Origin of the sequence: Phenylobacterium sp. Root1290 (assembly GCF_001425305.1) — a bacterium.
Lineage (GTDB): Bacteria > Pseudomonadota > Alphaproteobacteria > Caulobacterales > Caulobacteraceae > Phenylobacterium.
This window is the reverse complement of the sequence record NZ_LMEE01000003.1, coordinates 740440-761221: the sequence shown is the minus strand read 5'-3', so window position 1 is coordinate 761221 and position 20782 is coordinate 740440. Positions and strand designations below refer to the sequence as shown.

The following is a 20782-nucleotide window of genomic DNA, read 5'->3' as shown; positions in this document are numbered from 1 at the left end:
TTTCCAATTCAACGATGTCAAAGACCGTGACCGGCTCCGCCAGCCCCACTGTTTAGCGCCGGTGGTCGGCGGAGGCGGCTATCTAGGGGGCCGCCCCGTTTCTGTCAACCAGACTTTTCAGTCTTTCCGAGAACTTCGAGATCAACCCGAACCGCCCGAAATGGCCGACACCTGAACCGTTCCGACGCCTGCAAACTTAAGAAAACCAAGGTCTTCTCCAGTTCGTCCCGGCGGCGTCCCCGTCCAGGGAGGCGGCTATCTAGAGGGCCGCCCCATCCTCGTCAACCCGGCTTTTTCAGCTTCTTTTCGGAAGCTCCGGAAGAACCGGAAAACATCCGAAAACGGATCGAACCTCAACCGCTTCGCCATCGGCAAACCCAAGTGATCCAAGGGATCTCTTCAGTCCGTCCCGGCGGCGACCCGTCCGAGGAGGCGGCTGTCTAGGCCCCTGCCCGGGGGGAGTCAACAGCACTCATGACGCTTCGATGAAGATGGTGGGGAGAACTCTGCACAGCGCGCGCATTCTCAGTCGTGGGCAGCGCGCGAGACGCGTCACACACCTTGTAGAAAGCCTCGCGGCGTCATTTAAGGGGCGAGACCAGGAGACATATAGAAACAATGCTCTCGCAAAAGGCCCGCTACGCGCTGCGCGCACTCGTCGAACTGGCCCGCGCGGGCGGCGCCCAGGTGACCTCTGGAGAACTGGCGGCCCGCGCCGATGCGCCGCGCAAGTTTCTCGAGGCGATTCTGCTGGAGCTCGCGCGCAACCGGATCGTGGTCAGCCGTCGCGGCAAGTTCGGCGGCTACACCCTCGCTCGCCCGCCCGTGGAGATCAGCTTTGCTGAAGTCATCCGGGTCATCGACGGCCCGCTGGCTCTGGCGCCCTGCGTCAGCCGCCTGTCATTTCGCAAATGCGAGGACTGTCCGGACCTGGCGACTTGCGCGCTGCGTGACGCACTTCTGCGCGCACGCGACGCCACGTCGGAAGTGCTTGAGGGCTACAGCCTGGCCGACGCAGCCGACTCGGGGGGCGCCGAGGTCTTCGCCAGCTGATCCCTCAGCCGGTCGCAATGTAGGCCTTGAGGCCGTCAGCCTCGGCCTCGACCTCGGAGATCTTCCACTTCACCAGGTCGCCGATCGAGACAATCCCGACCAGCCGATCGGCCACGCAGACCGGCAGATGGCGGATTCGGCGATCGGTCATGCGGCTGAGAAGCGAGTTCACCGTCTCGCTCGGATCGGCGAAGATCACGTCGTGCGTCATGAACGCCGACACCGGCTTGGCGAGCGCCCCAGCGCCTTCGCTGGCCAGCGCGCTCACGAGATCCCGCTCCGAGACGATGCCGACCACGCGGTCGTTATCGAGAACGACCATCGCGCCGACCTTGCGTGAATGTAGCAAGGCGCAGATCGCGCCGACGGTTTCCGCCGGACCGACGGTAAAGACGAGGTCGCCCTTGGTCTTGAGGATCTGAGACACAAGCATCTGCACGTTCTCCCTGACACCGTCAGGCAAGCGTCGCGCAGGACGTCAGGGAAATCAACGTTCTCGCGAAAACGTCAAGCTTGCTGCGGGCGCGCAAAGCGTCCGAAGGCGCCGATCAGCAGCAGGCCGGCGATGTAGCCGAAGATGTGCGCTTCCCACGCCACCCCGGCGTTTCCCAGCCCTGGCGCGAAGCCGACCAACGCCAGCAGCAGGTTCACGGCGATCCAGGCGACCGTCATGCTCACCACCGCCGGGCTGAAGAACGGCCCCGGCGTTTCACGCCCAATCAATCGCGCCGCAGCGCCGAAGAGCCCCGCCACGGCGCCCGAAGCGCCGATCATCAGAGTGGTGCTGCCGGGATTGACCAGGCCATAGCCCAGGCTCGCGAGCCCTCCGCACAGCAGATAGAAGACCAGAAAGACCATCGCCCCGCGCGGGGCGGCGCCGAAGTACCGCGCCACCGGCGTTCCGAAGGCCAGCGCCGCTCCGCCGTTCATCAGGGCGTGCGCCCAACTGCCGTGCAGGAAGATGGCGGTGAAAAGGAGCTGCCAGCGCCCCTGCTCGAACCCGGCCGATGAGAACGCGAACGACTGCAGAAGCCAGTTCTGCGGCAGGAAGGTCTGGACGAGGTAGCCCAGCACGATGACCAGGGTCGCTGCGACCGCCGGCCAGGGGGCGTTGAAAATCGGCTGCCGCTCGCGGTCGCTCAAGTCCTGCTCTCCAAGTCGGGCCATCGCAGACCGGCGTTCACTTTATTCCGCTCGCCTTAACCAAATCGCGAGGGTCTGACCCTTAGATACACTCAAGTTCGGCCGGGCTAACTGCAATGTGCGACTTGGCCGTCGTCTTTTACGGGGTGGGACTTCCCAAGGCCATGGCCGCAGCACCTTCCACAGCTCTGCGTATGCTGGCGTTCGCCAGCGTGGCGAGCCTTCTGGGCGTCGCCTCAGCGCATGCACAGTCAATGACGACCAATTCCGCGGACTTTAACGCCGGCTACGGCCGCCGGGCCGGGTCGGAAAACCATCCGGTCACCTTCGCCACTCGCGACGCCAACGGAAATCGGGTGATCATCGACGGCCTGATCCAGACCGGCGAGGACCAGTCCAGCTTCTCCTTCGGCTCAGGAGCCGGGGAAGCCTACTCCGGCGTCGGTTCGCTGGGAGGCGGCTCCACCGCCATCGGCAACAGCTTGGTCGTCGTGACCCAGGGCAACTACAACACCGTCATCGTCAACTCGACGCAGACCAACAACGGCGCCGTTTCGGCCGGCACGACCCTGAACGGAGGCGTCGCGCCCGATGGCCAATAAGAACGTCATGCGGGCCAGCGCGCTGCTCAGCGTCGCGGCTATCGCCCTATCCGCCTGCGCTATCCCGATCGCCGGTCCGGGCGGCAACTACGCCCGCAGCATCGGCACCGCGACGGTGACGCCCAACCCGACCCCCTACTCCGACGCGCTGGTCTGCATGGCCGGCTTTGCGCGCAACACGCGCCTGGTCGCCCCGCGCATCGCCATCGGCCGCATCGCCGACTACACGGGCAAGTCCGAGTCGGACGGTTCGGGCCGCAAGATCACCCAGGGCGCATCGCTGATGGCGATGTCGGCCTTCGCCAAGGCCGGCATGCCGCTGGTCGAGCGTTTCGACACCTCGGTGTCCGAGCTCGAATTGAAGTACGCCAACAACAAGCTGATCTCCGATACGCCGAACCCGGCGCCGGACCAGGCGGCCGACTACCGCCGCATTCTGGCTGGCCAGGTGCCGGGCTCGGACTTCTATGTCGCCGGCGGCATCACCGAGCTGAACTACAACATCCGCTCGTCAGGCATCGACGTGGTCGGCGGCGATCTCGATCCCATGGATCCCAAGGGTTCGTTCCGCGGCCGTCTGTTCGTGATGAACATCGGCCTCGACCTGCGGCTCATCAATACCCGCACGCTGGAGGTGGTCGATGTGATCTCCTACCAGAAGCAGGTGATCGGCCGCGAAGTCGGGGTCGGCTTCTTCGACTTCCTGAACGGCAACGTGTTCGACATCTCGGCCGGCTCCGGCGCGCTGGAGCCGATGCAGCTTGCGGTCCGCAGCCTGGTCGAGCGCGCGGTCGTCGAGATGACCGCCAACCTTTACGGCATGCCCGGTCCCGAGGCCTGCCTCGCCTACGATCCGCTGGGCGCCATCGGCTCCGTCGGCACCACCGGCGGCTATGTTCCGGCCTACAACAACCTGGGCACCAACAATGGTCAGACGCGCGAAGATCCTTCTCGTTGGAACGTTCGCCGCGATTCTTCCGTGCCAAGCCGCTACTAGCCAGACGCCGCCCAGCGCGGTCCTTAACAACCAGATCCAGCTCGGCGACGTCTTCAGCCAGCAGACGTTGAACGTCGTCGAGGTCAGCGACTTCACCACCGGCGCCTCGACCGCCAGCGGCAACGCCTATTCGGCCGCCGCCAGCCGCTACGACGCCGACATGCGCTCCTACCAGGAGACGCAGGGACAGGTGACGGCCGACACCCGGCTCGACGTGGCGTCGAGCTCGGGCCAGACGACCAGCCTTTCGACCAAGGCCACCGGCAATTCGGGCCTGGCCAGCGCCTATGGCGCGACCATCACCGGGGTCTACACTCAGGCGACCGGCGCAGCCGCCGTCACCGCCCACAGCCATACCGAGGCGCCGGGCGGCCGCACGGGCGAGATCGCCAGCCAGACCCAGGCCGCCGGCAACGCGCAGGCGATCGGACTGGAGTACGGCTCGGCCGGAGTGCGCACGAGCCAGACCAACGCCGCGACCGTCACCACGGACGGCGGCGGCGTCTACGGCTACGTCGAGGGCACGGCCAGCTACTCGGCGACGACCGCGGCCAATGACGTCACCCTCTCGGGCGTCAACGGCTCGGCCGCGCGCATCATCGTCGACCAGAACAATGTCGCGCCCCTGACCCAGGCTGCGCAGTTCACCGCCTTCGCCAACGTCCAGGACGCCGTCACCAGCTCCACGGCCGCCGGCAACAACGTCAACGCCGTCAACGAGGGCCATCTGCTCGACGTCACCTCGCGCCAGAGCAACCAGGCCTATGTCCGCGCTCAGACGGCCTCTTCGGCCTATCAATACGGTGCGGCCTCGGCGTCGGCCTACGGCGTCGGCAACGCCATCGTCGCCGGCGACATCGGCGGGGAGCTGCTGCTCGACACCGTGCAGAGCAATGACGGCGGCGGCATCGAAGCGGTCGCCCGCTTCGACGGCACGGAAGGCTACGACGCCCAGGTCAGCTCCACCGCCTATGGCAACTCGGTCACCGGCTACGCCTGCTCCGATTGCCAGGGCCGGCTCGACGTCAACAACGACCAGACCAACAGCGCCGACGTCGGCGCGCAGAGCGTGGTCAATGTTACATCCGGCCGGTCGGCCCGCGGCGTCGCCAACGCCGTCGGCAATTCGGCGACCTACTACGTCAGCCGTCCTTCCGGCCAATAGCCGCCATTCTGCGCCGCAACCGCGCCTTGCGAAGGCCACTCTGGCCTGCGCATGCTCCCAGCTTAACTGGTCTCGGATCCGTAACTTCTGATGCGACGTCTCTTCAGCGCGGCTTCCGCGCTCGCTATCGCTCTGTCCCTTCCCGTGGACGCCTCCAGCTTTCCCCTTCCGAAGCTGGGACGCGGCAAGGAGGCCCCGGCGACGGCGGCGGTCGCACTGAAGCCGGGTGAATGGGCGCAGGCCAGATCCGACGTCGAAGCCGACCCCAGCATCCGCTTCGGCGCCCTGCCAAACGGCATGCGATACGCCATCCGCAAGCAGTCCATTCCGCCCGGCCAGGCCGCGATCCGCCTGCGTTTCGATGCGGGCTCGCTGATGGAGACCGACGCCCAGCAAGGTCTGGCGCACTTCCTCGAGCACATGGCCTTCAACGGCTCCAAGGCCGTGCCGGAAGGCGAGATGATCAAGATCCTGGAGCGCCTCGGCCTCGCGTTCGGGGCGGACACCAACGCCTCCACGAACTTCGACGAGACGATCTATAAGCTGGACCTGCCGCGGACCAACGACGAGACCGTCGACACCGCCCTGATGCTGATGCGCGAGGCGGCGGGCAACCTGACCCTCGACCAGGGCGCGATCGACCGTGAGCGCGGCGTGGTGCTGTCCGAGGAACGGGCGCGCGACACCCCGCCCTATCGCATCTACCAGGAACGCCTTGGCTTCTTCCTGAAGGATCAACGACCGCCCACGCGCTATCCGATCGGCAAGGTCGAGGTGCTGCAGACGGCGCCGGCGGCGGAATTCACCGACTTCTATCATCGCTACTATCGCCCCGAGCGCGCGGTACTGGTCGCCGTCGGCGACTTCGACGTCGATGCGATGGAGGCCAAGATCAAGGCCAAGTTCGGCGACTGGACGCCGACCGGCGCCGCAGGCGAAGCCCCGAAGCTCGGCCAGCTTCAGCCGCGCAAGACCGAGGCGAAGCTCGTCGTCGAGGCCGGCGCGCCGCTGTCGATGCAGATGGCCTGGCTGCGCGGTCCTGATCTGGCGCTCGACACCACCGCCAAGCGCAAGGCCGACCTGGTCGAGCAACTGGGCTTCTCGGTGCTCAATCGGCGCCTGCAGGGGCTGGCCCGCGCGGGCCAGCCGCCGTTCATCGCGTCAGGCGTGTTCAAGAACAACGAGTACGACGCCGCCGAGGCCACGCTGCTGATCGTCAACGCCGAGCCCGGACGCTGGCGCGAGGCCCTGGCCGCGGCCGAGCAGGAACAGCGACGGGCCGTGCAGTTCGGCGTGCGCCAGGACGAGCTCGACCGCGAGATCGCCGAGTACCGCGCCAGTCTGAAGGCCGACGCCGCCGGCGCGGCCACCCGCACCCCTGCTCAGCTGGCGGGCGAGATCGTCGGCTCGCTGGGAGAGCGTGAAGTCGTCACCGATCCCGCCCAGGACCTGGCCCTGTTCGAAGCGACCGTGAAGGACCTCAAGGCCGAGCAGGTCTCGAACGCTCTGAAGGCCACCTTCAAGGGCGAGGGCCCGTTGCTGTTCATGGCTTCGCCCCGCCCGATCGAGGGGGGTGAAGCCGCTCTCCTGGCCGAGCTCGAGGCCTCCCGCAAGGTCGCCGTCGCCGAGCCCGCCGCGGCGAGCGAAGTCACCTGGCCCTACACATCGTTCGGCGGTGCGGGAAAGGTCGTCGAGACCAAGGACGCCCCCGACATCGACGCCACCTTCGTCCGGTTCGACAACGGCGTACGGCTGACGGTGAAGCCAACGCGCTTCAAGGATGATGAGATCCAAGTCCGGGTGAATGTCGGAGACGGCCGCCTGGATCTCTCCAAAGATGCTCAGACCCTCGGCTGGGCGTCCGGCGCCTATGTGGAAGGCGGCCTCAAGCAGATCAGCGCCGAGGACATGGAGCGTGTCCTGGCCAGCCGCGTCTATGGCGCCCAGTTCGGGATCGCCGACGACGCCTTCGTGTTCAGCGGCGTCACCCGCCCCGAGGATCTCGACGTCCAGATGCAGGTGCTGGCCGCATACGTGGCAGAGCCCGGCTGGCGGACCGAGGCGTTCAAGCGTCTGCAAGGCGCCTATCAGACCGCCAACGATCAATACGAGTCCACCGACTCCGGCGTCCTCAGCCGGGACCTGTCGGCGTTGCTGCACCCTGGCGACAAGCGCTGGGTCTTCCCATCGCGCGAGCAGATCGCCGACGCCAAGCTCGACGACTTCAAAAGCATGATCGCGCCCGCGCTGGCGGACGGATCGATCGAGATCGTCGTCGTCGGCGACACCACGGTCGAGAAGGCCACCGAAGCCGTGGCGCGCACCTTCGGCGCCCTGCCCGCCCGGGCCGGCGCGCCCGCCGCCCCCGGGCAGCGCGAGGTCGGCTTCCCGGACGGCGTCCAGAAGCCGGTCGTGCTCACCCACAAGGGACGGGCTGACCAATCGATCGGCTACATCGCCTGGCGCACCAACGACTTCTTCGCCGATCCTCAGAAGGCGCGCGACACAGCGGTCATGGGCGAGGTGCTGGAGCTTCGTCTGGTCGAGGAGCTGCGTGAGGCGCAAGGCGCGACCTACTCGCCCAGCGTCGTCTACAATCACAGCATGGTCTGGCCGCGCTGGGGCTACGTCTCGGCCAGCGTCGAGATTCCGCCCGCCAAGCTTCCCGATTTCTTCGCCGACGTGAAGAAGATCGCCGCCGATCTGCGCGACAAGCCGATCAGCGCCGACGAACTGGCCCGCGCCAAGAAGCCGCGGATCGACCAGATCGAGAAGGCCAGGGAAACGAACGGCTACTGGGTGGGCGAACTGTCTGGCGCGCAGACCGACCCGCGCCGCCTGGACGCTACCCGCGGCCTGATCCCTGGCACCGAAAGGGTTACCGCGGCCGACGTCCAGCGCGCCGCTCAAGCGGTGCTGACGGACGACTCCATGTGGATGCTAGAGGTCGTTCCGGCCAAGAAATAGGGAACGGCGCCGATCGTCGCGGCCGCGCGGCATAGCGTCATATGGTCAAGCTGGGGCGACGCTGGCTCTATCCCTCCAGCGAACCCGCGGCGCTGTCGCGGGACTGGAACGGCAGTTGGGGGGTCTCGCCCGTATCAGCGACCCCATCGCAGTGCTTGCGCGTCTGACGCGACGCCCCATGATCGCCCCCTGCAAAGGGGCCCGGGCCATGCTGCCGCTCGATCACATTCCATTTCCCGGCCCCGACATGGCGGCGACCGCGGCGGCGTTCTCGATGCTGGGCTTCACGGTTTCTCCGCAAGCCGCCTACACCTCACCTGACTTTCCAGAGGCCCGATGGCCCAGCCGCTGCGTCTTCTTGAGGCGCGGCTGGTTCGACCTGCTCCATGCGCCAGAAGCGCCGGCTGAGGCGCCGGTAAGCCCCGGGGCCGCCCTCTTCCTTACCGATGACCTGGCCGGCGCAGCCAAGCGCCTTGGCGAGTTCCGCCAGCGGCCGGCCTATGCGCTCGTGCGCGCTTGGGACCAGTCGCCCGAGCTCGGCCACGAGCACTTCGAGTTGTTCGACATTCGAGAGCGCGTGTGTCCCCTGGGGCTGTCAGTCATAGCCCACCAGTATCCCTGCCCGGACACGCTGCCCGCCTGGTTTGAACACCCCAATACGGCGACAGCGCTAACCGGCCTGATCTTTAGGGATGCGCAGCCCGGCGCCTATGCGCAACGCGCCAGCGCCGTCCTCGACATCTCAGGGTTCGGGTACTGGCCGGCGGACCGCTTTCGATCGACCTTTGGGGACGTAGCCGCCACCGCCGTTTGCGTGCGCGTGGATTCGTTGGCGACGCTGAGGCGATGGGCCGAGGCCAGCGGCCTCGCCTTCAGTGAATCGGAGGGGCGCCTGAATCTGACGGCGCCCGCCCCGCTCGCCTGCGGATTTCAGTTCTTCGAGGCTTAGTAGATGTAGCCGCCGACGCCGCCGTCGAGGCTCATGCTGGTGGAGATGGTCTCGGCGACACGCTCCTCCTCCTCGCGATAGGCGGTGTACGTCTCGATCTCGGTGATGGTCAGGATCTTCACGCCGGCGCCGAAGCGACGGAGCAGCGAGCGTTCATTGCAGTCGCGCGCCGCGGTCTGGCGACGGCACTCCAGCTTGCCGTCGCGGCCGTGATAGAGCGCCTGGCCCTTGGCGCAGGCCATGGTCTTGCCGCCACTGAAGTCGATCTTGCCGTCGAAGTCGGCGATGGTCGCCTGCAGCCAGGTGCCGGCCAGGCAGCGATAGAGTTCGCCTTCAAAGGAGGCGTCGATGTCGCGGTCGGGACGAACCTGCGAGGCCGGGTGCGGGATCTGGCGCGCGTCGATGCAGACGGCCTGGATCACCACGCGGCGGACCCGCATGCGGCTGGCCTCGTAGGGGACGCGCTTCATGCGCATGCCGGCGTCCACGTTCAGTTGGACGACGCTGGTCGAGATCGGCGGCGAGAAGCCGCCGCCATACCCACCACCGCCGTAATAGACGGCCGCGCCGGCTCCTGCGCTTGCACCCGCGCCCGCACGGGCGCCCGCCGAGGCGTTGGCGATGGCGACGTTCACGTTCGAAACGTGGACGTTGATGTTCGGCGTGCCCGGCGTGCAGCAGGGCGTTGTCGGCGGCGGGGGCGGAGGCGGCGGAGGCGTGCAGCATGGAGGCGTCGGCGGTTGGCAGCAGACCGGCGGCGGCGGCGGCGGCGCGCAGCATTGGGCGGACGCGCTTTGCGGGCCGACCAGCAACAACAGGCCAAAGCCGAGCATCAGGCCCAGCAGAGTAGAACGCGTCTTCATGGTTGGCCCCTCCAAAGGCCAGCCGGCCGCCGGGCGAAACTTATCGATCCCGGCAGTAAAGCTTATGCGGCTTAAGAATCTCTGAGCCTCGCGCACGCCCGGCGTCCCGTTCTGACACGCATTCGGCTTGGCCCGATTTTGCTTGCAAGCCCCATGCGGTCGCTGACGGCCGCCTCGGAGGCGTCGAGATGTTCCATTCGAACACGCAGCAGATGATTGATTACTGGCGCAGCAAAAGCGGCGTCGCCGGCCTTCCCTCGCGCCGGGACATTGATCCGTCCGAATTCGCCAAGCTGGCGCCGCACACCTTCGTGCTCGGACGCGAAGCATCCGGCGTCTATCCGGTACGCTTGGCGGGCGGTCTGATCAGCGAACTGCACCAGCGCGACCTGCGCGGGCGCAACTTCCTGACCCTGCTCGATCCGCTCGGCCGCTTGGAGGTTCAGACGGCGCTGGAGACGGCCCGCCGCCGGCCGGAGCCGGTGGTCGCCCGCATCGATGCGTTGAGCGAGACCGCGACCCTGGACCTGGAACTGCTGATCGCGCCGATCGCCGGCGGCCCCGGCTCGCCGGAGCGGTTCCTGGGCCTCTATCAGCCGATCTCTCTGGTCGCCGCCCTGCATGAGGAGCCGCTGCGGCAGCTGGTGGTGCGGGACGTGCGCGGCGTGGGTCCGGCCAACGAGGAAACCCATCGCCTGCGGCTGGCCACCCTCGACGGCCGTTGGGTCGCCTGAGAGTTCAGAGCGCCTCGCCGGCGTCGTCCAGGATGCGCGCCACCGCCTCTTCGGCGCGGGCGCGCGCGTTCGGCGACCGGAACAGCTTGGCCTGCTGCTGGAACGCCAGGCTGACGCCGACCAGCTCGAAGACGATCTGTCGGCAGTAGTCCGGCGGGGCCTTGCCGGCCTTGGGCAGGTCGGCGGCCACGCGGGTCAGGGTTTCGTGCCACTCGCGTTGCGAATCAACGAGCCGGTCGCGGATGGCGCCGGGCCGGTCGTCATACTCCTGGGCCGAAACCGCGAAGATGCAGCCCCGCATGTCGGGCTCGCCCTCCATCCAGTCGAACCAACGCGAGATCAACGCGTCCATGCGCGCCCTGCCCCGCGGCAAGACCAGGCTGGGCTCGATCACCCGGGTGCTGAACCGGGCGATCGCTTCCTCCATGACCGCCAGTTGCAGCGCTTCCTTGGAGCGGAAGTGCGCGAACAGGCCGCTCTTGGAGAGCTCCAGGCTGTCGGCCAACGGCCCCAGCGACAGGCCCTCCAGCCCGACCGAAACGGCCTGCTGAAGCGCCCGTCCGACAATGGCCTCTCGTGTGGCGGCGCCCTTTTTCATACGCCGCACATTAGCACGATCGGTCGTTTTCTCAAGAATCCGCTGACGCCTTGTCGAGAGTCGCCAGGTCCTCAGAGGTAAGGGTCAGGCGCGCCGATCCCATCAGTTCATCCAACTGCTCCAGGCTGGTCGCCGAGGCGATCGGACCGGTCAGGCCGGGCTGGGCCATGACCCAGGCCAGCGCCACCTGCGCCTGGGAAGCGGTGCGCGCCGCGGACACCTCGTCCAGCGCCGCCAGGATGCGCATGCCGCGCGCGTCCATCATCCGCTTTACGCCTTGGCCGCGCGGGCTCTTGGAGAGATCGGCCTCAGTCCGGTACTTGCCCGTCAGGAAGCCCGAGGCCAGGCCGTAGTACGGAATGACCCCGACCTGCTCATCGATGCAGACCTGCTGCAGGCCGCTCTCGAAGCCCTGGCGGGCGTAGAGATTGTAGAGCGGCTGCTCGCTGTTGTAGCGCGGCAGGCCCTTGGCCTCGCTGATCTCAAGCGCCGACTTCAGCCGTTCGGGGGTGAAGTTCGACGAGCCGATGGCGCGAACCTTGCCGGACTTCACCAGGCGGTCGAATGCTTCGGCCGTCTCTTCCTGGGGCGTTTCGGGGTCGTCGCGGTGCGACTGGTAGAGGTCGATATAGTCGGTCTGCAGGCGCTTCAGCGACGCCTCGACGGCCTCGACCATGTACTTGGCGGAGAGCCCCTTCATGCCCTCGCCCATTTCCGAGCCGAGCTTGGTGGCGAGCACGATCTTGTCGCGCTTCCCGCCCTGGGCGAGCCATTTGCCGATCACGGTCTCGGAGGCGCCGCCGCCCGCCGGAGCCCAGCGCGAGTAGACGTCGGCGGTGTCGATCATGTTGAAACCGCCCGCCACGAAGGCGTCGAGGAGCTTGAAGGACGTCGCTTCATCGGCCGTCCAGCCGAACACGTTGCCGCCGAGCACCAGCGGCGCGACCTTCAGGTCGGACTTGCCAAGCCTGCGCAGTTCCATCGTCACCTCCGAAATCAAATGTCCAAAAGAATAGAAAAATAGCCCCCTCAAATCAGAGGGGGCTCTACTGCGATCTTACGCCGCCTTCTGGTCATCTCCATAGACCGGCGCATCTTCCGCCGGCAGGGCGGCGCGGCCGCGAAGCATGTCGGCCGCCTTTTCGGCGATCATGATGGTCGGGGCGTTGGTGTTGCCGCCGACCAGGGTGGGCATGACCGAGGCGTCGATGACCCGCAGGCCTTCGATGCCGCGCACCTTCAGTTCGCCGTTCACCACCGCCATCTCGTCGCCGTCCGCGCCCATCTTGCAGGTGCCGACCGGGTGATAGATCGTCTCGGCGTGCTTGCGGATCCAGGCGTCGATCTGCTCGTCGGTCTCGACGTCCTTGCCGGGGAACAGCTCTTCGGTGCGGTAGGGATCCAGCGCCGACTGGGCGGCGACCTTGCGCATCATCCGCACGCCTTCGCGCAGGGCGCGGCGGTCCTCCTCAGTGGCAAGGTAGTTCGCGAAGATCGCCGGATCGTCCGACGGGTCAGCCGAGCGAAGCCCGACCCGGCCGCGGCTCTCGGGCCGCAGCTGGCAGACGTGGAAGGTGAAGCCGTCCTTGGGCACCGCGACTTTGCCGTGGTCCTGCATGATCGCCGCGACGGTGTGGATCTGCAGGTCGGGGCGGTCGAGGTCCGGCCGCGACTTCAGGAACGCGCCCGATTCCAGGAACTGCTGACGCCCCAGGCCCTTGCCGAAGAAGGCGTAGTTCATGCCGATGGCCAGGGTCTTGAGCAGGCCCTTGCGCAGCGAGTGGGCGGTGATCGGCTGCGGGCATTCCCAGGACATGGTGACGTCCAGGTGGTCCTGCAGGTTGGCCCCGACACCTTTCAGGGCCTTGACCACCGGGATGCCGAACTTGGCCAGTTCCTCAGGGTCGCCGATGCCGGAAAGCTGCAGGATGTGCGGCGACTGCACCGCGCCGGCAGACAGCAGCACTTCCTTGTCGGCGTGGACCACGCGCTTCTCGCCCGACTTGGCGTCGATGTACTCGACCCCGGTCGCGCGGCCGTTTTCGACGATGATCTTGCTGGTCCGCGCGCCGGTCAGGCAGGTCAAATTGGACCGCGACAGCGCCGGATGCAGGTAGCCGCGCGCGGCGCTCCAACGCTGGCCGTCGTGGATGGTCAGCTGATAGGGACCCCAGCCCTCTTGCTGGAAGCCATTGAAATCACTGGTGACCTTGAAGCCCGCCTGGCGGCCCGCCTCGACCGTGGCCGAGTAGATCGGGTTGGGCGTCGAGGCCTTGGAGACCTTCAACGGGCCCTCGCCGCCATGCCAGGCGTCGCCGCCGCCTTCCAGGCTTTCCGAGCGCTTGAAGTACGGCAGCACGTCCCGATAGGACCAGCCTTGCAGGCCCATCTGGCGCCACTGGTCGTAATCGCGGGCGTGGCCGCGGATGTAGATCATCCCGTTGATCGAGGAGGAGCCGCCCCAGCCCTTGCCACGCGGCCACCACAGCTTGCGGTCCTCGAGATTGGGTTCGGCTTCGGTCCAAAAGCCCCAGTTGAAGACGCCCGGCTTGCCGATCAGCGAGCCGACGCCGGCCGGCATCTTGACCAGGATCGAGTTGTCCTTGCCGCCCGCTTCCAGCAGCAGCACCTTGACCTGAGGATCCTCCGTCAGCCGATTGGCGAGCACGCATCCAGCCGACCCCGCGCCAATGATGACGTAGTCGAAGCGATCCATGTGTTCCGTCCCTAAACACTGTTAAGTTAGGCGCACCCTGACCCAAGCCAAGGCCTGAAACAAGTGCCGGAGAACCTCGTTTTTGGGCGCCCCAGCGTCAGGTTTCGGGCCGGACACCTCAGGAATCTGCCCTATCGCCCGGGGCGGTCAGACGCCTTGAGTGCGCATGACTTTCATGCGCCAATGGACTTAGGCGGCAATCTGACCCTATCGACATCCTCATGAGCGCCCAGCAGACGGTCTCGGCTGGAGGCGAACATCGCCTTCTCCGGGGCCTCAACCACCAGGTGAAAGCCGGCCTGATTGTCGGCTCGGTCGTGTTCATCGCGGCTATGGCGGGTATTCTGCTGCGGCCGAGCGGCCACCTCAGCACCTTCTGGGCGGCCAACGCCATACTGCTCGGCCTACTCGTCCGTCGACCCGACCTGGCCACGCCGGCCGGCTGGCTCGCCGCGGCCGCCAGCCTGGTGGCCGCCGACGCCATCACTGGCAGCAGCTGGTCGCGGACCCTGCTGCTGACGGCCGGCAATCTGATCGGCGTCCTGATCGGCTATCTGCTTTTCAAGCGGCTCTCGCCCGAGGACCGGCAACTTCAGCGCCCCGCCTCGCTGTTGTCGGTGACCCTGATCGCGCTGGCGGCGTCGGCGGCGACCAGCGTCCTGGGCGCCACGGTCAACGCCCTGGTCTTCCATCGCGACCCGATCAGCGGCTTCTTCATCTGGTTGGCGACCGAGCTCGCGAACTACATCGTGGTCCTGCCGGTGGCGCTGACCTTCCCGCGCCCGGCCGAGCTCAAGTGTTGGCTGGTCCGCACGGCGACGACCCGGCCGCAGCTGGCGACCATCGCGCCGCTGCTGCTCTATCTGATCAGCCTGGCCATGGTGCCGGCGGTCGGCGGCCCCGGCGCCCTGGCCTTCCCCGTCCCGACCCTGCTCTGGTGCGCCCTGACCTACAGCCTGGCGGCGACCACCCTGCTGACCTTGTCGTTCGCGGTCTGGAGCCTGCTGTTTCTGTCCACGGCGTCGGCCTCGATGGGCTTCGCCTCGGTCATGGGCTTCGACCTGATGTCGTTGCGGCTGGGCGTCATGCTGGTCGCCCTGGCCCCGATCACGGTGGCCGGAGTGATGGCCAGCCGCAACGCCCTGCTGCGCGAAGCCAACATCGCCCGCCACGCCGCCGAGGAGGCCATGGCCGCGCGGACGCTGCTGCTGGCGACTATGACCCACGAACTGCGCTCGCCGCTGACGGCGGTGGTCGGCTTCTCAGGGATGATGTCGCGCCAGGCATTCGGGCCGGTCGGCCATCCCAAGTACCTCGACTATGCGCAGTCGATCGAGATCGCCGGCTCGCACCTGAGCGACCTGGTCACCGACCTGCTGGACACCGCCAAGATCGAGGCCGGGCAGATCGAGCTCGCCCACGCCCGCGCCTCCAGCAAGGAGATCGTCGAACAGTCGCTGCGGCTGGTCCGCGGCCTCTCGATCGACGCCGGGGTCACCGTGGTCATGGAGCCGGGCGATTGGCCGGCGATTCATGTCGACCAGCGCGCCGTGAAGCAGATCATGATCAACCTGCTCGCCAACGCCGTGAAGTTCTCGCCGCCCTCGGGACTCGTCGAGGTGTCGTGCGAAGTGAAGGGCGACCGGCTGCTGATCTGCGTGAAGGACTTCGGCCAAGGCATCCGCGAAGAGGACCTGGCCATCCTCGGCCGCCCGTACGTCCAGATGGGCGATCGCGTCAGCCGGCCCGAAGGCTGGGGGCTGGGCCTTGCGCTCTCGCACGACCTGATCGAGCGGCATGGCGGGCGCTTGGACCTGTCGAGCAAGCTCGGCGCCGGCACCCGCGCCTGCTTCGACGTGCCCCTGGCCGGCGCCGAGCCGGAGAGCCGGGCCGCCGGCGCGGGCCGCTAGGTCCGCGACAACGCCGTCTCCGGCATCTCGATGTCGATTTCCAGCGTCGAGACCTGATCGCCCCGGTCCAGTTTGACCACGACGCGGTCGCTGTCGATCGCGATGTGCTTGGCGATCACCGCAAGGATCTCCTGCTGCAGAATGGCGGCGAGATCCTCGCCGCCGCCCAGGCCCCGCTCGTGCGCGAGCAGCAACTGAAGCCGGTCGCGCGCCACCGGCGCCGAGCGCCGGCTCCGGCCGAAGAAGTTCAGCAGGCTCATGCGACCGCCTTTCGGCCGAACAGCCGGCTCATGAAGCCCTGCTTCTCGCGGGGGATGCTGACGGCGACATTGTCGCCCAGCAGCCGGCGCGCGGCCTCGCTGTAGGCCTGCGCGGCGGGCGAGCCCGGATTGTGGAGGGTGACCGGGCAGCCGACGTTCGAGGCGCTGAGGATGTCGGGGCTCTCCGACACGATCCCGAGCAGAGGAATGGCGAGGATCTCCAGAACGTCCTCGACGCTCATCATCTCGCCCCTGGCCGCGCGGGCCGGATCGTACCGCGTCAACAGCAGCTGCTTTTCCATCCGCTCGCCGCTCTCCGCCCGCTGAGTCTTGGAATCCAGCAGGCCGATGATGCGGTCGGAGTCGCGGACCGAGGAGACCTCGGGATTGGTCACCACCACCGCCAGGTCGGCATAGCGCATCGCCAGAGTCGCGCCCTTTTCGATGCCCGCCGGACTGTCGCAGATCACCCAGTCGAAGCTCTCGCGAAGATCGTCGATGACCCGACCGACGCCCTCCTCGGTCAGGGCGTCCTTGTCCCGGGTCTGGGACGCGGGCAACAGGCTCAGCGTCTCGATCCGCTTGTCGCGGATCAAGGCCTGGGCCAGCTTGGCGTCGCCCTGGACGACGTTGACGAGGTCGAACACCACGCGCCGCTCGGCGCCCATGAGCAGGTCGAGATTACGCAGGCCGACGTCGAAATCCACCACGACGACCTTCTGCCCGGCCTGGGCGAGCGCAGCGCCCAGCGATGCGGAGGACGTGGTCTTGCCGACCCCTCCCTTGCCTGATGTGACGACGACAACCTTGGACATTACTCACCGTTCCTTCCACTCGCCCCACGACGAGAAACTCAACTATCCGAGCGCCGACAGCCTCAGCGCGCCGCGGTCGCAACGGACCTGGACGGCCTGACCGTGAAGGTCGGGGCCCCAGTGCTCAGCCGTCCGATAGAGGTGATCGACGCCAACCAGCTCGGCCTCGAGCCGGCGGCAGAAAATGCGCGCCTCGCCACCGGTCCGGAGGCCGGCGATCGCCCGCCCTCGCAAGGCGCCGTAGACATGGATCGAGCCGCCCGCGATGACCTCGGCGCCCGAGGCCACGGCCCCGACGATGGTCACGTCGCCTTCTTCGAAAATCACGGACTGCCCCGACCGGACGGGCCGGTCGATCAGCAGCGAGGGCGCCCCCGGCGCCTGGGCTTCGACCGCCTCCGGCGCCGCCGCCGCAGCCACGTCGCTGCGCGCCTTGCGCGCGACATTGCCGTGCAGATTGGTCGGGAGCTGCGCCCAAGGCGTGCCCGTCAGGGCGTTCTGGCGGACCCCCTCCACCCCGATCAGCTTCAGACCACGGGCGTTCAGCCCGTCCAGCGCCACCAGCACCGACTCAGGGCCGACGCTCTCCAGAGCCGGCCCCAGGTCGACCACGATGGGGCGATTGTCGAACAGCCCCGCCGAGTTGTGCATCTGCTGATCGAGCGCGGCGAACCACTGCGAGAAAGGCGCTTCCGGGCAAAGGATCAGGGCCATGATGCTGCGCCCACGGACCCGGATCTTGGGCAGTGAAAACGTCTCGGCGTTCACGTCGCGAGCCCGGCGTCACGGTGCGAATATTCGTTGTGCGCGGTCATGACGCCTCCGTCCGGATTTGGGGGACAGGGGTCCCCCCTCCGGGCGCTCCCTGACCTCGGGAGTCGTAGATTCTTGGGGCTTTCTTGCGACCGCATCCCGCCGCAGTTTCGGCGCCATGCGGCCAAGCTTCGGGGACGCGCGCGCGTCCCGTCACGCCGCTGGGCGTCGGAACTCCATGATCCAATTGGTCTCCCAGGTCGTCCCGCCGTCGTACGAGAACGCCTGGCTCCAGCGCGGCGTCGGCGTATCCGTGCCGCTCCAGTCGAACAGAACCTTGACCGGCCTGCCGTCGTCCACGTCGTCGCCGGCGAACACGCCCTTGCCGTCCTTGAAGCGGCCGTAGACCGGCGGCTGAAGCTGGCCGTCCTTGGAGTTGATCCAGTAGATCGCCCACTGGTCCAGGGCCGGGTCGTAGAGGCGCAGGGTCATGCCCCGGAAGCCCTTGGTCGGGAAGTCGCTCTCGTCGATCGAGACCGCGCCGTCCATCAACAGCTGAGCCTTCTCGTACGACGGGAAGACATCCCAATCGTCGGAGCCGACGCCGCGGACCTTGAGCCGCCGGTTCGTGACGTCCCAGTCGCCGTGATTGAAGTCGAAGTCGTGCGCCGCGCCCATCTGGCCGGTCCTCCTGATTGAACAGCGCCCGGTTTACCGAGGCGCTGCTGCCAGGAGAGTGTCAGCAGCCTGGCAGGGCCTTAGCGCCCCTTCCAGGCCGGCGCGCGCTTCTGGGCGAAGGCCATCGGTCCCTCGACGAAATCCTCGGATTTGAACAGGGCGGTGACCGCGGGATAGCGGTTCTGCCCCTTGATCGCCGCTTCGAGCGTCGGCTCGTCGAGACCGCGGTAGACCGCTTCCTTGGAGGCGCGGATCGACATCGGCGACAGTTCGCAGATCTGCCCGGCCCAGCGGCGGGCCGCGGCCATCAGTTCGCCTGCCGGCGTGACCTCGTTGACGAAGCCAAGCGCCTGGCCCTCGGCGGCGCTGACGCGGCGACCGGTGAGGATCATGCCCAGGGCCTGCTTCTGGCCGATCATCCGCGGCAGGCGGTGCAGGCCGCCGGCCAGGGCCGCCAGCCCCACGCGCGGCTCGGGCAAGGCGAAGGTGGCGGTGTCGGCCGCTACGATCAGGTCGCAGGCCAGCGCGATTTCGAAGCCGCCGCCCATGGCCACGCCGTTGACCGCAGCGATCAGCGGCTTGGTCAGGTCGAAGCGCGAGGTCAGCCCCGCAAACCCGGACGGCGGGCTCTTCATATCGCCGCCGGTTGCCTGGTGCTTGAGGTCGTTGCCGGCGGAAAAGGCGCGCTCGCCCGCGCCGGTGACGATGCCGACCCACTGGTCAGGATCGGCGGCGAAGACGTTGAACGCATCGTCCAGCTCGAAGTGCGCCGGCGAATGAAGCGCGTTCATCACCTCCGGGCGGTTGAGCGTGAAGACGGTGATCGGACCCTCGCGGTCCACGCGGATGAACTCATAGGCCATCGAGGATCCTCCCTTGTGTGCCGCTCCACGCTCGCCGGGGCGCCGTAACGTCGGTCAAGCGCTCAGACGGGACGAAGGCCGGCGCGATAGCGCTTCCAGTTCTCGACATAATGATGGGCGCCGCCGGCGAGCACGCGGGCCTGATCTTGCGAGATCTCGCGCACCACCTTGCCCGGCGCGCCCATGACCAGCGAGTTGTCGGGGATCTCCTTGCCCTCGGTGATCAGGCAGTTGGCGCCGATCAGGCAGTTCTTTCCGATCTTTGCGCCATTGAGCACGATGGAGCCGATGCCGATCAGCGATCCGTCGCCGATGGTGCAGCCGTGCAGCATCACCTTGTGGCCCACGGTGACGTTGGCGCCGATGGTCAGCGGAAAGCCGGTGTCGGTGTGCAGAACGCTGCCGTCCTGGACGTTCGAGTTCTCGCCGATGATGATCGGATCATTGTCGCCGCGCAGCGTCGCGCCGAACCAGACCGAGGCGTTCTTCTTGAGAATCACCCGGCCGACCACCGCCGCGTTCGGCGCGATCCAGTATTCATCATCATTGGGCAGTTCTGGGGCGACATCGCCCAAGTTGTAGACACTCATCCGTGCACCCCGTTTATTTAACCAAATGAACTATTTAAGGTTTTGGAAACCACGATAGCATCATTCTAGTGATGCGATTCGAGAGGGGCGAGAGCCCTTCCGCATCACGCCGCGAGTCGGCGTCCGGTTCGTGGCCTGAGTTTTGGGGCGGGGTACCAAGGTGTCGCGTTTGCTACGGCGGGTCAGCCCGCCTGGATCTCGAACCGAAGACGGGCCTGCCGGCCGTTGCGCACGACGCCGCCGCTTCACTGAAAAATCTATTCATCCTCGAGGGCGAGCCGTTTCGGCGTCGCCCTTTTTTCTTGCCCCGATGGAGGCCTAGATGACCAAGCGAGCTCTGAAGCGACAGCTGCGCGAAGGCGCGTTCGACGCGGCCCAGTTCGAGGATGACGCAAAAGTCCGCCGGCTGCCGGTAGACCGCGCCTGGTCGCCGCTGGCCCACCACAACGACGACCGCGACCAGGCCTATCTCAAGACCATAAAAGCCAAGTCCCCAGGCCAGCAGGAGTTGATGGACGCCATCGACGCCAAGAACCTGGTCATGGCCCTGGGTCCGGCCGGGACGGGCAAGACCTACCTGGCGATCGCCAAGGCGGTCGAAGCGCTGGAAGCGGGCCGGGTCGGGCGCATCGTGCTCTCGCGCCCCGCGGTGGAAGCGGGCGAATCCATCGGCTTCCTTCCCGGCGACGCCGAGGACAAGCTGGCGCCGTACCTGCGGCCGCTCTACGACGCGCTCTCCGACCGGTTGTCGATGAAGCGGGTCCGCGCGCTGATGGCGGAAGGGGCCATCGAGATCGCGCCCGTCGGCTTCATGCGCGGCCGCACGCTGAACAACGCCTTCGTGGTCATCGACGAGGCGCAGAACTGCACCTACGGCCAGCTGAAGATGTTGCTGACGCGGCTGGGCTGGCACTCGACCATGGTGGTGACCGGCGACCCGGCCCAGTCGGACTTGTTGCCGGAGCTGTCGGGCCTGGGCCCCGTCGCCGACAAGTTCGAGGCGGTCGCCAACATTGCGGTGGTGCGGCTGAAGGACGTCGACATCGTCCGCCACCCGCTGGTCGCCGAGATGCTGGGCGTCCTCTGACCCAAAAGGCCGGCCGGCCCTGGAGCATTCCGGGGCCGG

The 20782-nt window shown here is 67.2% G+C and carries 21 protein-coding genes; 9 read left to right on the top strand and 12 right to left on the bottom strand.

The genetic code is table 11. The annotated features are described in order from the left end of the window. Nucleotides 1-618 precede the first annotated feature (618 nt). Nucleotides 619-1053, top strand: coding sequence for an Rrf2 family transcriptional regulator (locus tag ASC79_RS18235; protein WP_056021058.1), 435 nt, complete (start codon nt 619-621; stop codon nt 1051-1053). A 4-nt stretch (nt 1054-1057) separates the two neighbouring features. Here ASC79_RS18235 and ASC79_RS18230 read toward each other — a convergent pair whose 3' ends face one another. Next, the gene (locus ASC79_RS18230; RefSeq protein WP_056021061.1) at nt 1058-1486 is read right to left on the bottom strand and encodes a CBS domain-containing protein; all 429 of its coding nucleotides are present in this window, start codon (nt 1484-1486) and stop codon (nt 1058-1060) included. A gap of 74 nt (nt 1487-1560) precedes the next feature. Continuing rightward, entirely contained in the window at nt 1561-2196 is a 636-nt protein-coding gene (locus ASC79_RS18225; protein ID WP_235528751.1) for a rhomboid family intramembrane serine protease, read from the bottom strand. A gap of 164 nt (nt 2197-2360) precedes the next feature. On the opposite strand from ASC79_RS18225, the gene hfaA reads away from it, so the two are divergent. The 5 genes from hfaA to ASC79_RS18200 all read left to right on the top strand — a co-directional run bounded on the left by hfaA (nt 2361) and on the right by ASC79_RS18200 (nt 8876). Then, complete coding sequence (gene hfaA, locus ASC79_RS18220) at nt 2361-2798, top strand: holdfast anchoring protein HfaA (protein WP_056023538.1); 438 nt, start codon at nt 2361-2363, stop codon at nt 2796-2798. Nucleotides 2799-2805: 7 nt separating this feature from the next. Further along, nucleotides 2806-3795: a holdfast anchoring protein HfaB gene (hfaB, locus tag ASC79_RS18215; protein WP_235528778.1), complete on the top strand. Its 990-nt coding sequence runs from the start codon at nt 2806-2808 to the stop codon at nt 3793-3795. Then, the gene (gene hfaD / locus ASC79_RS18210) at nt 3725-4960 is read left to right on the top strand and encodes a holdfast anchor protein HfaD (protein WP_162244308.1); all 1236 of its coding nucleotides are present in this window, start codon (nt 3725-3727) and stop codon (nt 4958-4960) included. Before hfaB ends, hfaD begins: the two co-directional genes overlap by 71 nt. A 90-nt stretch (nt 4961-5050) precedes the next feature. Continuing rightward, nucleotides 5051-7927: a pitrilysin family protein gene (locus ASC79_RS18205; RefSeq protein ID WP_056021074.1), complete on the top strand. Its 2877-nt coding sequence runs from the start codon at nt 5051-5053 to the stop codon at nt 7925-7927. Nucleotides 7928-8135: 208 nt separating this feature from the next. Next, nucleotides 8136-8876 carry a VOC family protein gene (locus ASC79_RS18200; RefSeq protein ID WP_156378355.1) on the top strand — a complete coding sequence of 247 codons (741 nt, stop codon included), beginning with the start codon at nt 8136-8138 and terminating at the stop codon, nt 8874-8876. On the opposite strand, the gene ASC79_RS18195 is transcribed toward ASC79_RS18200, so the two are convergent. Continuing rightward, the gene (locus tag ASC79_RS18195) at nt 8873-9739 is read right to left on the bottom strand and encodes a hypothetical protein (RefSeq protein ID WP_235528752.1); all 867 of its coding nucleotides are present in this window, start codon (nt 9737-9739) and stop codon (nt 8873-8875) included. The two genes, ASC79_RS18200 and ASC79_RS18195, sit on opposite strands and share 4 nt — an antisense overlap. Before the next feature lie 188 nt (nt 9740-9927). Between ASC79_RS18195 and ASC79_RS18190 the strand changes: the two genes are divergently transcribed. Next, nucleotides 9928-10473: a PAS domain-containing protein gene (locus ASC79_RS18190; protein ID WP_056021082.1), complete on the top strand. Its 546-nt coding sequence runs from the start codon at nt 9928-9930 to the stop codon at nt 10471-10473. A 4-nt stretch (nt 10474-10477) separates the two neighbouring features. On the opposite strand, the gene ASC79_RS18185 is transcribed toward ASC79_RS18190, so the two are convergent. The 3 genes from ASC79_RS18185 to ASC79_RS18175 all read right to left on the bottom strand — a co-directional run bounded on the left by ASC79_RS18185 (nt 10478) and on the right by ASC79_RS18175 (nt 13787). Continuing rightward, nucleotides 10478-11071 carry a TetR/AcrR family transcriptional regulator gene (locus tag ASC79_RS18185; RefSeq protein ID WP_056021086.1) on the bottom strand — a complete coding sequence of 198 codons (594 nt, stop codon included), beginning with the start codon at nt 11069-11071 and terminating at the stop codon, nt 10478-10480. Nucleotides 11072-11102: 31 nt separating this feature from the next. Next, the gene (locus tag ASC79_RS18180; protein ID WP_056023541.1) at nt 11103-12053 is read right to left on the bottom strand and encodes an aldo/keto reductase; all 951 of its coding nucleotides are present in this window, start codon (nt 12051-12053) and stop codon (nt 11103-11105) included. Nucleotides 12054-12128: 75 nt separating this feature from the next. Beyond that, nucleotides 12129-13787, bottom strand: a complete 1659-nt coding sequence (locus ASC79_RS18175; RefSeq protein WP_056021089.1) for a choline dehydrogenase — start codon at nt 13785-13787, stop codon at nt 12129-12131. A 221-nt stretch (nt 13788-14008) separates the two neighbouring features. Here ASC79_RS18175 and ASC79_RS18170 point away from each other — a divergent pair, with 221 nt between their 5' ends. Then, the gene (locus ASC79_RS18170; protein ID WP_056021092.1) at nt 14009-15697 is read left to right on the top strand and encodes a sensor histidine kinase; all 1689 of its coding nucleotides are present in this window, start codon (nt 14009-14011) and stop codon (nt 15695-15697) included. Here the strand turns inward: ASC79_RS18170 and minE are convergent. The 6 genes from minE to ASC79_RS18140 all read right to left on the bottom strand — a co-directional run bounded on the left by minE (nt 15694) and on the right by ASC79_RS18140 (nt 19656). Continuing rightward, nucleotides 15694-15957, bottom strand: a complete 264-nt coding sequence (minE, locus tag ASC79_RS18165) for a cell division topological specificity factor MinE (protein ID WP_056021095.1) — start codon at nt 15955-15957, stop codon at nt 15694-15696. The two genes, ASC79_RS18170 and minE, sit on opposite strands and share 4 nt — an antisense overlap. Then, nucleotides 15954-16772 carry a septum site-determining protein MinD gene (minD, locus tag ASC79_RS18160; RefSeq protein WP_056021098.1) on the bottom strand — a complete coding sequence of 273 codons (819 nt, stop codon included), beginning with the start codon at nt 16770-16772 and terminating at the stop codon, nt 15954-15956. Before minD ends, minE begins: the two co-directional genes overlap by 4 nt. 42 nt (nt 16773-16814) lie before the next feature. After that, nucleotides 16815-17486 carry a septum site-determining protein MinC gene (gene minC / locus ASC79_RS18155; protein WP_056023544.1) on the bottom strand — a complete coding sequence of 224 codons (672 nt, stop codon included), beginning with the start codon at nt 17484-17486 and terminating at the stop codon, nt 16815-16817. Between the two features lie 252 nt (nt 17487-17738). Beyond that, entirely contained in the window at nt 17739-18203 is a 465-nt protein-coding gene (locus ASC79_RS18150) for a hypothetical protein (protein WP_056021101.1), read from the bottom strand. Between the two features lie 80 nt (nt 18204-18283). After that, entirely contained in the window at nt 18284-19066 is a 783-nt protein-coding gene (locus tag ASC79_RS18145) for an enoyl-CoA hydratase-related protein (protein ID WP_056021104.1), read from the bottom strand. Between the two features lie 62 nt (nt 19067-19128). Next, the gene (locus tag ASC79_RS18140; RefSeq protein WP_056021107.1) at nt 19129-19656 is read right to left on the bottom strand and encodes a gamma carbonic anhydrase family protein; all 528 of its coding nucleotides are present in this window, start codon (nt 19654-19656) and stop codon (nt 19129-19131) included. Between the two features lie 322 nt (nt 19657-19978). On the opposite strand from ASC79_RS18140, the gene ASC79_RS18135 reads away from it, so the two are divergent. Further along, nucleotides 19979-20743 (top strand): PhoH family protein, encoded by a 765-nt coding sequence (locus ASC79_RS18135; protein WP_056021110.1) that lies wholly within the window; start codon nt 19979-19981, stop codon nt 20741-20743. Nucleotides 20744-20782 lie beyond the last annotated feature (39 nt).

Coding starts and splice junctions, on each gene's coding strand:
- ASC79_RS18235 (WP_056021058.1), top strand. CDS start 619: ATGCTCTCGCAAAAGGCCCGCTACGCGCTGCGCGCACTCGTCGAACTG.
- ASC79_RS18230 (WP_056021061.1), bottom strand. CDS start 1,486: ATGCTTGTGTCTCAGATCCTCAAGACCAAGGGCGACCTCGTCTTTACC.
- hfaA (WP_056023538.1), top strand. CDS start 2,361: ATGGCCGCAGCACCTTCCACAGCTCTGCGTATGCTGGCGTTCGCCAGC.
- hfaB (WP_235528778.1), top strand. CDS start 2,806: ATGCGGGCCAGCGCGCTGCTCAGCGTCGCGGCTATCGCCCTATCCGCC.
- hfaD (WP_162244308.1), top strand. CDS start 3,725: ATGGTCAGACGCGCGAAGATCCTTCTCGTTGGAACGTTCGCCGCGATT.
- ASC79_RS18205 (WP_056021074.1), top strand. CDS start 5,051: ATGCGACGTCTCTTCAGCGCGGCTTCCGCGCTCGCTATCGCTCTGTCC.
- ASC79_RS18200 (WP_156378355.1), top strand. CDS start 8,136: ATGCTGCCGCTCGATCACATTCCATTTCCCGGCCCCGACATGGCGGCG.
- ASC79_RS18195 (WP_235528752.1), bottom strand. CDS start 9,739: ATGAAGACGCGTTCTACTCTGCTGGGCCTGATGCTCGGCTTTGGCCTG.
- ASC79_RS18190 (WP_056021082.1), top strand. CDS start 9,928: ATGTTCCATTCGAACACGCAGCAGATGATTGATTACTGGCGCAGCAAA.
- ASC79_RS18185 (WP_056021086.1), bottom strand. CDS start 11,071: ATGAAAAAGGGCGCCGCCACACGAGAGGCCATTGTCGGACGGGCGCTT.
- ASC79_RS18180 (WP_056023541.1), bottom strand. CDS start 12,053: ATGGAACTGCGCAGGCTTGGCAAGTCCGACCTGAAGGTCGCGCCGCTG.
- ASC79_RS18175 (WP_056021089.1), bottom strand. CDS start 13,787: ATGGATCGCTTCGACTACGTCATCATTGGCGCGGGGTCGGCTGGATGC.
- ASC79_RS18170 (WP_056021092.1), top strand. CDS start 14,009: ATGAGCGCCCAGCAGACGGTCTCGGCTGGAGGCGAACATCGCCTTCTC.
- minE (WP_056021095.1), bottom strand. CDS start 15,957: ATGAGCCTGCTGAACTTCTTCGGCCGGAGCCGGCGCTCGGCGCCGGTG.
- minD (WP_056021098.1), bottom strand. CDS start 16,772: ATGTCCAAGGTTGTCGTCGTCACATCAGGCAAGGGAGGGGTCGGCAAG.
- minC (WP_056023544.1), bottom strand. CDS start 17,486: ATGGCCCTGATCCTTTGCCCGGAAGCGCCTTTCTCGCAGTGGTTCGCC.
- ASC79_RS18150 (WP_056021101.1), bottom strand. CDS start 18,203: ATGGGCGCGGCGCACGACTTCGACTTCAATCACGGCGACTGGGACGTC.
- ASC79_RS18145 (WP_056021104.1), bottom strand. CDS start 19,066: ATGGCCTATGAGTTCATCCGCGTGGACCGCGAGGGTCCGATCACCGTC.
- ASC79_RS18140 (WP_056021107.1), bottom strand. CDS start 19,656: ATGAGTGTCTACAACTTGGGCGATGTCGCCCCAGAACTGCCCAATGAT.
- ASC79_RS18135 (WP_056021110.1), top strand. CDS start 19,979: ATGACCAAGCGAGCTCTGAAGCGACAGCTGCGCGAAGGCGCGTTCGAC.